9 protein-coding genes are annotated in these 11834 nt (G+C 45.8%); all 9 read left to right on the top strand.

The features are described 5' to 3' along the window. Positions 1-56 precede the first annotated feature (56 nt). The 9 genes from rpmE (at position 57) to metG (ending at position 11833) form a co-directional block, all read left to right on the top strand. The gene (rpmE, locus tag RYO92_RS05060) at positions 57-263 is read left to right on the top strand and encodes a 50S ribosomal protein L31 (RefSeq protein ID WP_040649303.1); all 207 of its coding nucleotides are present in this window, start codon (positions 57-59) and stop codon (positions 261-263) included. A gap of 254 nt (positions 264-517) precedes the next feature. Next, a complete protein-coding gene (locus tag RYO92_RS05055; protein WP_315369679.1) occupies positions 518-1618 on the top strand; it encodes a DUF1385 domain-containing protein in 1101 nt (366 codons plus the stop codon). Beyond that, complete coding sequence (gene prmC, locus RYO92_RS05050; RefSeq protein ID WP_315369678.1) at positions 1618-2595, top strand: peptide chain release factor N(5)-glutamine methyltransferase; 978 nt, start codon at positions 1618-1620, stop codon at positions 2593-2595. Before RYO92_RS05055 ends, prmC begins: the two co-directional genes overlap by 1 nt. Before the next feature lie 211 nt (positions 2596-2806). Then, the gene (gene eno / locus RYO92_RS05045; protein WP_007157719.1) at positions 2807-4102 is read left to right on the top strand and encodes a phosphopyruvate hydratase; all 1296 of its coding nucleotides are present in this window, start codon (positions 2807-2809) and stop codon (positions 4100-4102) included. A 607-nt stretch (positions 4103-4709) separates the two neighbouring features. Further along, positions 4710-6758, top strand: coding sequence for a methyl-accepting chemotaxis protein (locus RYO92_RS05040; RefSeq protein ID WP_315369677.1), 2049 nt, complete (start codon positions 4710-4712; stop codon positions 6756-6758). Positions 6759-7025: 267 nt separating this feature from the next. Next, a complete protein-coding gene (locus RYO92_RS05035) occupies positions 7026-8030 on the top strand; it encodes an NAD-dependent epimerase/dehydratase family protein (protein ID WP_315369676.1) in 1005 nt (334 codons plus the stop codon). A gap of 172 nt (positions 8031-8202) precedes the next feature. After that, the gene (locus RYO92_RS05030) at positions 8203-8670 is read left to right on the top strand and encodes a hypothetical protein (protein ID WP_304069298.1); all 468 of its coding nucleotides are present in this window, start codon (positions 8203-8205) and stop codon (positions 8668-8670) included. Between the two features lie 50 nt (positions 8671-8720). Beyond that, entirely contained in the window at positions 8721-9137 is a 417-nt protein-coding gene (locus tag RYO92_RS05025) for a hypothetical protein (protein WP_308579342.1), read from the top strand. 653 nt (positions 9138-9790) lie between these two features. Beyond that, on the top strand, positions 9791-11833 hold the full coding sequence (gene metG / locus RYO92_RS05020) for a methionine--tRNA ligase (protein ID WP_315369675.1): 2043 nt from the start codon (positions 9791-9793) through the stop codon (positions 11831-11833). Position 11834: the final 1 nt, after the last annotated feature.

Below are 11834 nucleotides of genomic sequence, written 5' to 3'. Positions count from 1 at the left end.
CCCCAAGAGGGATAGACGAACCGCATGGTTGGCAATCATGCAGAAAGAGGGAGAAAATGAGAGAAGGTATTCATCCAACTTATCACCAGGCAACCGTAACATGTAACTGTGGAAACACATTTGTAACAGGGTCCACAAAGCCGGAAATTCACGTGGAAATCTGTTCCAAGTGTCATCCGTTCTACACAGGAAACCAGAAGCTGGCATCCGCTAAGGGTAGAATCGATAAGTTCAATAAGAAGTTTGGAATGCAGCAGCAGTAAAAAGCAGGGCCTCGGCCCTGTTTTTTTGTTAATCTTTATGAAAAAAGCGTGATACTTTCTTGGGAACGATTGTTCAAAGGCCGGTACTTTAGTATAATTCTTCCTATTCCGGAAAGATAATTGGTTTATTTCCCGTTGAAACTTCTGTGTGTTTTGAAAATGCTTGGAGTTTGGAAATCATCTTCAAAATAGAAAAGAAAGAATAGAAATCTTTTTGTATAGCCGGATAGTAAGAGCTTTGGAAAGGAAGAATTTTGGAAAAACAGGTATATAGCGGTATCGGCGGTCAGGCAGTGATCGAAGGCATTATGATGAAGAATAAGGAGGACTATTCCGTTGCGGTACGAAAGCCGGACGGCAGTATTGATGTGATACAGGGAGAGTATCTGTCTTTAACGGACAAATACCCTTTCTTCCGCCTTCCTTTTTTACGGGGAATTTTATCCTTTTACGATTCTATGGCACTGGGGATGAAGTGCCTTAGCCATAGTGCCAGCTTTTATGAGGATGATGAGGGAAGCGAGCCGGGAAAGTTGGAGCAGTTTTTGGATAAGCTTTTCGGAGAGAAGGTGGAGCAGGTGCTTTCCGCCTTAGTGATGGTCTTTTCCTTTGCTATGGCTCTGTTTATTTTTGTGGCTTTGCCCACCATTTTGCTAAGCTTTGTGAAGAAATTTCTTCCTATTGAATCGGCTCTGGCCTTCTTGGAGGGCTTACTTCGTATTTTGATTTTTGTTTTGTATATCAAGCTTATTTCCCGGGCTAAGGATATTCGCAGGACCTTTGAATACCATGGGGCGGAGCACAAATGCATTAACTGTGTGGAGCATGGACTGGACTTAACCGTGGACAATGTGATGGCTTCCTCCAAGGAGCATAAACGTTGCGGTACCAGCTTTATCGTCTATGTGATGATGATTTCCATCTTCCTCTTTATGTTTTTGCATTTTGACAGCCTCTATTTAAAGATACTGTCTCGTCTTCTTTTGATTCCGGTGATTGCGGGCATCAGCTATGAGGTGCTCCGTCTGGTGGGAATGGTGGACAACCCTCTTACCCGCTTGCTCTTTATTCCCGGTATGTGGATGCAGGGCTTAACCACCAAGGAGCCGGAGCGGGACGAGGTGGAAGTGGCTATTGCGGCGGTGGAGCGGGTCTTTGACTGGAAAGCCTTTCAGAAGAAGGCCTTTCCGGAGAAGGTAGTTTCCGAGCAGGCGGTTTCGGAAAGTTCGATTTCCGAGCAGGCGGTTTCGGGGAATGCGAATTCAGAGCAGACGGCTTCAAAACCGGCTTCGGGGAATGCGGTTTCGGAAAATATGATTTCCGGGCAGACGGTTTCCGAGGAAAGGGAGGCGTGATGGAAGATTGGACGGCTTCCTGGGAAGATCTTGGCTTTCCAAAATTTAAGGAAGCAAGCTTGCAAAAAATAGAAACAACGGGGAAGAAGCTCCTTATGGAAGCCGGAGTAGAAGAAGAGGAGGCGGCATTGGAAGTCCGCCTCCTTTTACAGGAAAGCTTTTCTCTGATTACCGCCGGCTATCTTCTTAGAAAGCAGGAGCTCTTATGCAAGGCGGACAGGGAAAAAGTGGAAGCAGCCGGCATTGAACAAACGGAAATATTGGGAAAACTTCATTCCTTTTTTGAAAACTTTGAAAAGCGGAGAAGACGGATTCCCTTGGCGCAAATTCTGGGAAGACAAAGCTTCTACGGACTGGATTTTTTTGTCAATGAAGATATACTGATTCCTCGGGCAGATACAGAGTGTTTGGTGGACCTGGTCTTGGAAGACTATGCAGACTTGGCGAAGCAGGCCGGATCTTCTTCCTTAAATATTTTGGATCTATGCACAGGCAGCGGTTGCATCGGGATTTCTGTGGCAAAGCATTTGCCCTATCAGGAACTGCTTTTGGTGGATCTTTCGGAAAAGGCTTTGGCGGTGGCCAAGAAAAATGCGGAAAAGCATTTAGGGGAAAATGTTACGCTCTTGCAAAGTGACTTATTGACGGGGGTGCAGGGAAAGAAATTTTCCCTACTGCTCTCCAATCCTCCCTATATCGTCAGCAGGGTGATTCCCGGCTTGGATCGGGAGGTTTCGGAGTATGAGCCTAAGATGGCCTTGGACGGGGGGGAGGACGGACTGGTCTTTTATCGCCGGATTGCCAAGGAGGCAAAGGCGGTTTTGCTTCCGGGAGCAAGGCTTTACCTGGAAATCGGCTACGACCAAGGAGAGAGCGTAAAAGACATTTTCCAAAAAGAAGGATATGAAGCGGTGGAAGTTTTTCCGGATCTTGCCGGAAATCCCAGAGTGCTTCGAGGGATTTTCCCCGGAAAATAGTTCGTTTTTTCTATTGAAGAAAGAGTGATTTTTTATTTTTAAAAACTTAGGCTTCTTAGGGGGCATTATCGGGAGAAACAGTAGTTCTTTCTTGACACGATATGCCCAATCTATTAGTATAAGGATTGCGATTTAATCTATAGATTCTTAAAGGAATCTTAAAATTGGTTTCTGGCAAAGCCATAGGCTTGCAAGAGAAAGAGAGGGTAAGATGAGCTACTTAGAGATTGAGAAGGTCATTGGAAGAGAGATTATTGACTCCAGAGGAAATCCAACTGTTGAGGCAGAGGTTATGCTGTCTGACGGAACTATCGGAAGAGGAACTGCTCCTTCCGGTGCATCCACAGGAGAATTCGAAGCATTAGAGTTAAGAGACGGAGACAAGTCTCGTTTCGGTGGAAAGGGTGTTGCTAAGGCTGTTGAGAACATCAACACCATCATCAACGACGTTTTACTGGGAATGGATCCTATGGACATTTATGCTGTAGATCAGGCTATGATCGAGGCTGATGGAACCAAGGACAAGTCCAAGCTGGGTGCTAACGCAATCCTTGCTGTTTCTATCGCAACCTGCAAGGCTGCAGCAAACGCTTTAGACATTCCTCTTTACCGTTTCTTAGGCGGAGCAAACGGAAACCGTCTTCCGGTTCCTATGATGAACATCTTAAACGGTGGAGCACACGCTACCAACTCCGTAGATACACAGGAGTTCATGATTATGCCTGCAGGCGCTCCTTCCTTCCGTGAGGGACTTCGTTGGTGTACCGAGGTGTTCCATGCTTTACAGAAGATCTTAAAGGATGAGGGAAATACTACTGCAGTAGGAGATGAGGGTGGTTTCGCACCAAACTTAGCTTCCGATGAAGATACCATTGAGCACATCTTAAAGGCTATCAAGGCAGCAGGCTACGAGCCCGGTAAGGATTTCGTTCTGGCTATGGATGCAGCTTCCTCCGAGTGGAAGAGCGAAAAGGGTAAGGGCTTCTACCATCAGCCAAAGTCCGGTAAGGATTTCACCTCTGATGAGCTGATTGCTCACTGGAAGTCCTTAGTGGAGAAGTATCCTATCTACTCCATCGAAGACGGTCTGGACGAGGAAGACTGGGAAGGTTGGGAGAAGATGACCAAGGAGCTTGGAGACAAGGTTCAGCTCGTTGGTGATGACCTTTTCGTAACCAATACCGAGAGACTTTCCAAGGGAATTAAGTTAGGATGCGGAAACTCCATTCTGATTAAGTTAAACCAGATCGGTTCCGTATCCGAGACCTTAGAGGCCATCAAGATGGCTCACAAGGCAGGATACACCGCTATTTCTTCTCACCGTTCCGGAGAGACAGAGGATACCACCATCGCTGACCTTGCGGTAGCACTGAATACCTGCCAGATCAAGACCGGTGCTCCTTCCCGTTCCGAGAGAGTGGCAAAGTACAACCAGCTTCTTCGTATCGAAGAGGAGCTTGGTGCAGCAGCATGCTATCCCGGATTCGGCGCATTCAACAGAAAGTAATTTATACCATAAAACCAGTCTTCCGTGCTTTGCACGGAAGACTGGTTTTAAAATAAGGGATTGTAAAAAAATCAAAACAATAAAGAATTTTCGGTAATATAGGTCTGAATGAGGGGCAGTATGAGCTGGATACTTGCGAAAGACCGGCGAAGTGAAGGACTGTAAAAATCAATAATTGAAGCGAATAATGCAGTGTAGGTCTATAATAGGGGTAGTCTGAGCCCGTCGGTACTTACTGAAAGCGAGTGAAGCGAAGCTTGAAGTTAGTACCGCTACGAGGCGAGGCTAGCGAGAGCGTGCCCCATTTATAGACCTACACTGCATCAGAGCACTTTCTTATAACAAGTGCAGTCCTTCACTGCGCAGGGCGAGGTTAGCGGGAGCGTGCCCCCCATTTCAGACCTATATTGCTTAGAAAATTGTTTTGATTTTTTTACAATCCCTTCTTTTTTAATAGTCTTTCTCGTTTTTCAAACTTACACTATTTTGTCTTAAAAATCCCTTATACCTACAATCCCCTCCGCCGATACCATTTATAGAATTATTATAAATGTTCTTTCTTTTTGTGGCATGGAAGTATTAGAAAGAAACTTACCAAGGAGGGAAAATGAAATCTTTACGGAATACGCTTATCTTATCCATCTTACTACCGATACTGGTAGTTTTTATTTTGCTGGGTTTTGTGTTCATGCAGTTTATGGAAAAAAAGAGCACAAGAGAGGGAGATGCGGCTATGGAATCCTCAGCAGTGCAGATGGGAAGCGCTGTGGATACTATTTTATCTGAAATTGAAACCAGAATAGGCGTTATCGAATTGGCGGTAACAGATATTCCCGACCAGGATAGAATTCAGGCAAAGGATTTGGATTACTTTAAGTCCTTTGAGGGCAATATGAATAATCTTTTGGTGGACGGCACCAAGGATATTCCCGGCCTGGTAGCTTCTTATGTTCGTTACGATCCGGCATTAACCTACGGTACTTCCGGTACCTTTTATACCGATACGGACGGAGACGGAAAGCTGGAGGCGGTTACCCCTACAGATTTGGCGGCTTATGAGCCTAGTGATACGGAACATGTAGGCTGGTTCTACACCCCCTTGGCCAACAAAAAAGCCACTTGGATGGAGCCTTACTTTAATGCCAACATTTCCAAGACCATCATTTCCTATGTGGTTCCCTTCTATCTGAAAAATGGAAACAACTACGGAGTAACCGGTGTGGACTTCGACTTTGCTTACCTGGATGATTTGCTAAAGAAGAATCAGAAGTATGAGGGAGACAGCAGTTTCCTCATCAATGCGGAAGGAAAAATCCTTTACCATGCCCAGTATCAAAATGGTGAGAATTTCCAGGAGATTGAAGACGGTAAGTATGCCGATGCTTTCAAGGAAATGCAGGAAAAGGACCACGGTTTTATCCATGAAGGAAGCGGGAAATCCTCCATTTTAATGGGCTTTACCACTCTGGAAAATGGATGGAAGATTGTGACGGTTCCCAGCTATCATGAAATCTATGGAAGCTTAGAGAACTTTAAAATGACTTTTGCGGTTTTCTCTGTCTTCTTTGCAGCATTTATGCTGGTTTTGGCTGTTTTGGTAGGAAATCGTATTGCTCGCCCCATTGTGAAGCTTTCCAAGTCCGTGGAAAAGATGTCTCAGGGTGCATTGGATGAAAAGATTACCGTAAAGGATCAGACAGAGATTGGCGCTTTGGCTAAGTCCTTGGAGAGCCTGGGCGGACAGTTGAAAAATTATAAGCTTTACATCGGAGAAATTTCCGAGGTATTGAATCAGATGAGTGAAGGAGAGCTTTCCATTTCCTTACAGCATGAATACAATGGAGAATTTGCTTGCATCAAGGCAGCTTTAAATGCCTTGTCCGGAAAGCTTACCGATTTGATTGGTAATATTCAGACTTCTTCCGAGAGAGTTTCCGAGTTTGCAGGAAATGTGGCAAACAGTGCCCAGTCCTTAAGTCAGGGCTCCATTGAACAGGCAGGCAGCATCGAACAGTTGTCCGAGAGAATTCGTGCAATTTCCGATCATGTGGAAAAGAGTGCGGAAAATACCAAGCTTGCCAATGCTGAAGCTCAGAGCACTCAGGGCGAGGTAGAGAAGGCTGACCAGCAAATGCAGAAGATGCAGAAGGCTATGGAGGAAATTTCCGATAAGTCCGGAGAAATTTCCAAGATTATCAAGACCATTGATGATATCGCCTTCCAGACCAACATTTTGGCTTTGAACGCAGCTATCGAGGCGGCAAGAGCAGGAACATACGGTAAGGGCTTTGCAGTGGTAGCGGATGAAGTAGGAAACCTGGCACAAAAATCCGCCGATGCGGCAAAGGATACCACCACCCTTATTGAAGAAACCGTACGGGCCGTGGAAGAAGGCGCAAAGCTTGCAGAGCATACAGCAGTTTCCCTGCAGCATGTGGTTAAGGGCTCCGGTCAGGTCAATGATTTGGTAAATGAAATTGCCAAGGCAACAGAGGAGCAGGCAAAGGCCGTATCCGATGTACGAGAAGGCATTAACAGCATTTCCGATGTGGTACAGAGAAATACCGCAACTGCAGAGGAAAGCGGTGCTGCCAGCGAAGAGCTGAACCAGGAGGCTAAGGCACTGGAGAAGCAGGTGGCGGAATTTAAAATATAAGATAAAGAGGATGTAAAAAACCGAAAGATTTTCATCCCATATAGGTCTAAACAGGGGCACGCTCTCGCTAAGTTCGCCCAGCGGGTAGGGTACTAAGCGAAAAACTTCAGTTCCTTTGTTTTTCGCAAGTACCCACGGGCTCAGATTGCCCCTTGCTTCAGACCTATATGGGATGAAAATCAGCTCCAATGGTGTTTTTTACACCCTCTTTTTGTTATATTTAAAGAGAAGGCGTAAGGCTTGCGTGATTTTACGAAGGGAGTTTTTATGTTTTCCAAATGCTTTGTGACCGGGGGGAGCGGTTTTTTGGGGAGGACTCTTTTGGAGAGATTGCAAGAGCACTGTCAAGAAATTTATGCTCTTGTGCAAGAGGGAGATCCGCTGAATTCTTATATCCCGAAGGGGGTTCATGTGATGAAGGGAGACCTGCGGGAAGAGGAGAGCGTGGAAGCTTTTTTGGCTACTGCGGATTTCGATTCCCTGGTCTTTCATTGTGCCGGTATTATTTCCGTGGCAACTAAGCCCGGAGAGCAGCTGTATCAGGTGAATGTGGAAGGCACAAGACGGATTCTTAGACATTGTCTTCGGAAAAATGTGAAAAGGCTGATTTATGTTAGCTCCGTCCATGCCATCCCTGAAAAGAAGGAAGGGGAGTATATCACGGAGGAAAGTGCATTTTCCCCGGAAACGGTACGAGGGGCTTATGCGAAAACAAAGGCTATGGCGACGGCTTCCGTAATAGAAGCCATGAAGGAAGGTTTAAGGGCAAATATCATTTTCCCCAGCGGAATCATCGGCCCCGGAGATTACGGTAGGGGAAGCTTTACTTCTATGCTGCTATCCTTTATGGAAGGAAAACTTCCCCTTGCTGTGGGAGGAGGCTATGACTTTGTGGATGTGAGGGATGTGGCGAAAGGCATTATCCTTGCAGCGGAAAAAGGGCGAATAGGTGAAGGCTATATTCTTTCCGGAGAGTATTTAAAGATGGAAGAGATTCTGTCCATGGTAAAGGAAAAGCTTTCTCTTCCGAAAATGCCTTTATTCCTGCCAAGATTTTTAGCGGAGGGTATTGCGCCTATGTACGAAGGCGTTTGTGTCATCCGAAAGCAGCCTCTTTTCTTTACACCCTACGCCATTTCCGTCCTGTATTCCAATGGTTTTTTTAGCAGAAAAAAGGCGGAGGAGGAGCTGGGATACGCTCCGAGAAGGGGAGCGGAAAGTATTGGTGATACCCTTCAATGGTTAAAGGGCAGAAAAAATCCGGAGGTTTAATATACATTCATAATAAATCCGGGCGTAATATAAATTTAGAATATATCCGGGCTTAATATAAATTCATAATAAATGTAAGCATAATATAAATTTAGAAACAAATTCATTGAGCTTTAAGAATCTCCATGCTAAGATTACAGAATGACACCGATGACCAGATAAGGAGGATGCTATGGGATTTTTTGATGATTTAGGAAAGAAGCTTTCAGATGCAAGTCAGGATGTAATGCAAAAGGGAAAGGAAATGGCAGATACTGCTAAGTTCAACTCCCAGATTCATGATGAAGAGAAGAAGATTACAGCTGTTTACGGCAAAATCGGTAAGAAGTATTTTGAGGTTTTTGAGAATGCTCCTTCCGAGGAATTTAAGGCTTTCATTGAAGAGATTCATGCCGCACAGGCTAAGATTGCGGAGATTCAGGAAAAGCTGAATGCTTTAAAGAATGAAGGCAAGGCTGCAGTAGAGAATGCGGCAGCGGATGCAAAGGAAGCTGTAAATCAGGCTGCGGATAAGGTGGAGAATGCTGCAGAAGGTGCTGTGGATGCAGCAAAGCAGGCTGCGGAGCATGTGGAGAACGCAGCAGAACAGGCCGTAAACAAGGCAGAGGATGCTGTTGACAACGCAGTGAACGGAAACTAATTGTTTGCGTGCTATAAAGCATCTTAGTTAGGCATGGAGGAAAGAAGAGTATGAAAACAAAGTTAGGAGTATCTGTAGGCTTAGCGGCTGCCGGCGTTTATGTTCTGGCGGTGCTGGGAAACTACACTGCGATTTTACTTGCTGTGGGCTATATTTTCCTGATGGAAGAGGATGCTTGGCTGAAGAAATCCGCATTGAAGGCTTTAGCAACGATGCTTTGCTTCAGCTTTCTGCTGAGCCTCTTGGGCTTGGTTCCGGATGTGTTTAAATGGGTGGGAACCGCCTTGTCCGTTATCAATGTCAATGACGGCACACGTGCAATTACCGCTTTTTGGTCCTTGATTACCCAGGCGATTGACATTTTCAAAACCTGTATATTCCTGGCTCTGGCTTTTAAAGCACTGAATCAATCCACCATCACAGTTCCCGTCGTAGACGAGCTACTCAATAAGCATTTTGCAGAATAATCCGGGATGGAGACTTTCACAAGGACATAAACAAAATTAAATAAAAGATACTTTAAAAAGAGCGGTGTTCGCCTAGGCGACGCCGCTCTTTTTGCATAATTCTTAACAAGTATTGTTCACGGATCGAGCGGCATTCCGTTTGTCTTGATATAATAAGGAAGTGAGCATCATCCGAAGTTCCATCAATAGCCTTGAAATAAGAGGCAATCTGAACCCGCCGGTACTTGCGAAAAACAAAGGAACTGCAGTTTTTCGCTTAGTATCCGCAAGGACAGACTTTTCATCAGAAAAGTCGTCCTGTTGCAGACCAACTTCCGAAGGAATTTGCTTTGCGAAGCAAAGTGAGCAGTGGGTGACAAAACCACTGCTCAGTCAGGGTGAAGTTAGCGGGAGCGTGCCTCTGTTTCAAGGCTATTAGGTGGAACGAGGAGGGGCAATTTATATGGCAAAATTTATTGGAGCGCGCCTGGGAACCCCCGCTCTTTCCCCTTCCTGACGACATTTTATTGACTAGTGAAAAATCTATGTTAGACTAGGAATGTTTATAGAATATAGAGTGACAGCAGAAAATTCCTGTTTTCAGGATCTTGTAAAGATGTCGAAAAAACTGTTCTTTGCAGGATGAAGAAGATAAAAAAGATAAAGGAGAGTCTATGGAAAAAAAGCCTTATTATATTACCACCGCCATTGCCTATGCCTCAGGAAAGCCCCATATCGGGAACACCTACGAGATTATTTTGGCTGATGCCATTGCCCGCTTCAAGCGTTACGAGGGCTACGATGTATTTTTTATGACCGGAACCGATGAGCATGGTCAGAAAATCGAGGGGAAGGCCAAGGATGCGGGAAAGACTCCCAAGGAATTCGTAGATGAGGTGGTGGGAGAAATCCATACCATCTGGGATTTGATGGACACCTCCTATGACAAGTTCATGCGTACCACAGAGGAATATCACGAAAAGCAAGTGCAGAAGATGTTCCGAAAGATGTACGAGAACGGGGACATTTATAAGGGGAAATACGAGGGTTGGTACTGTACCCCCTGCGAGTCCTTCTGGACCGACTCCCAGCTTGTGGACGGAAAATGTCCGGACTGCGGAAGAGCGGTGGAGAAGGCAAGTGAGGATGCTTACTTCTTTAAGATGTCCAAGTATGCGGACCGTCTAATGGAGCATATTGAAAGCCATCCTGAGTTTATTCAGCCGGTTTCCCGGAAAAATGAGATGGTGAACAACTTCTTAAAGCCGGGCTTACAGGATCTTTGCGTGTCCCGTTCCTCCTTTACCTGGGGAATCCCGGTGGACTTTGACGAGAAAAATGTAGTTTACGTTTGGCTGGATGCCCTAAGCAACTATATCACCGGTATCGGTTACGACGTGGACGGAGAGCATCAGGAGCGTTTCAAGAAATACTGGCCTGCGGACCTGCATTTGATTGGAAAGGATATTGTCCGCTTCCATACCATCTACTGGCCCATCTTCTTAATGAGCTTAAATGTTCCCCTGCCCAAGCAGGTTTTCGGACACCCCTGGTTACTTACCGCTACTGCCAAGTCGGATGAGGGAACCAAGATGTCCAAGTCCAGAGGAAATGTAATCTATGCCGATGATTTGGTAAGACTCTTTGGTGTGGATGCGGTGCGTTTCTTCGTTATGCATGAGATGCCCTTTGAAAATGACGGTGTCATCTCCTGGGAGCTGATGGTAGAGCGTTTTAATTCCCAGCTTGCCAACATTTTAGGAAACCTGGTAAAGCGTACCATTTCCATGAGCAATAAGTACTTTGACGGCATTGTGGAAGATAAGGGTGTGACAGAGCCGGTGGATCAGGATCTGAAGAACACCGTTTTGGAGCAGGCAAAGCTTGCCGCATCCAAGATGGATGAGCTGAAGGTGGCGGACGCCTTAACCGCAATTTTTGAGATTTTCAGACGTTCCAACAAATATATTGATGAGACGGAGCCATGGGTTTTGGCTAAGGAAGAGAGCAAGGCGGATCGTTTGAGAACCGTGCTTTACAACCTGACAGAATCCATTGTCATCGGTGCATCTTTACTCAAGAGCTTTATGCCTTCCACAGGAGCGGAGATTTTAGAGCAGCTTTCCACTACGGAAAGAGATTTTGCCTCCCTTTCCGACTTCGGACTTTACCCCTCCGGTAACAAGGTGGTGGCAGACCCCAAGACTCTCTTTGAGAGAAAGGATTGGAAAGAAGTAGAGAAGGAAGTGGAGAAGATTACCGAGGCTCAGATTGCCAAGGCACAGGCCGAGGAAAAGAAGGAAGAGGCGAAGAAGGCGGCGAAAATAGCTGCTTGTTCTGCAGGACAGGCCGGAACAGGTCTTGAGAAGGGCATTGACATTCCTTTTAAAGCAGAGATTGCTTATGAGGACTTTGACAAATGTGACTTCCGTATCGGAAAGATTATCCATGCGGAGGAAGTGAAGAAGTCTAAAAAGCTGTTGCTGTTCAAGGTACAGGTAGGATCTGAAGTAAGACAGATTCTTTCCGGCATTAAGTCCAGCTACAAGCCTGAGGATCTCTTGGGCAAGAAGGTTATGGTGCTTTGCAACCTGGCTCCCAGAGAGATTTGCGGCTATCAGTCCGAAGGAATGCTCCTTTCCGCCATTGACGAAGAGGGCAAGCTTTCCCTGATGACTTCCCTGGCGGATATGCCTGCCGGAGCAAGCATTTCATAAT

It is taken from the genome of Oribacterium sinus (assembly GCF_963553175.1).
GTDB lineage: Bacteria > Bacillota > Clostridia > Lachnospirales > Lachnospiraceae > Oribacterium > Oribacterium sinus_B.
The sequence above is the reverse complement of the archived record's forward strand: the minus strand, read 5'-3'. Positions and strand labels throughout refer to the sequence as shown.

Bases quoted from the DNA above. Each gene is read 5' to 3' on its own strand.
- rpmE (WP_040649303.1), top strand. From the start codon at position 57: ATGAGAGAAGGTATTCATCCAACTTATCACCAGGCAACCGTAACATGT.
- prmC (WP_315369678.1), top strand. From the start codon at position 1,618: ATGGAAGATTGGACGGCTTCCTGGGAAGATCTTGGCTTTCCAAAATTT.
- eno (WP_007157719.1), top strand. From the start codon at position 2,807: ATGAGCTACTTAGAGATTGAGAAGGTCATTGGAAGAGAGATTATTGAC.
- RYO92_RS05040 (WP_315369677.1), top strand. From the start codon at position 4,710: ATGAAATCTTTACGGAATACGCTTATCTTATCCATCTTACTACCGATA.
- RYO92_RS05035 (WP_315369676.1), top strand. From the start codon at position 7,026: ATGTTTTCCAAATGCTTTGTGACCGGGGGGAGCGGTTTTTTGGGGAGG.
- RYO92_RS05030 (WP_304069298.1), top strand. From the start codon at position 8,203: ATGGGATTTTTTGATGATTTAGGAAAGAAGCTTTCAGATGCAAGTCAG.
- RYO92_RS05025 (WP_308579342.1), top strand. From the start codon at position 8,721: ATGAAAACAAAGTTAGGAGTATCTGTAGGCTTAGCGGCTGCCGGCGTT.
- metG (WP_315369675.1), top strand. From the start codon at position 9,791: ATGGAAAAAAAGCCTTATTATATTACCACCGCCATTGCCTATGCCTCA.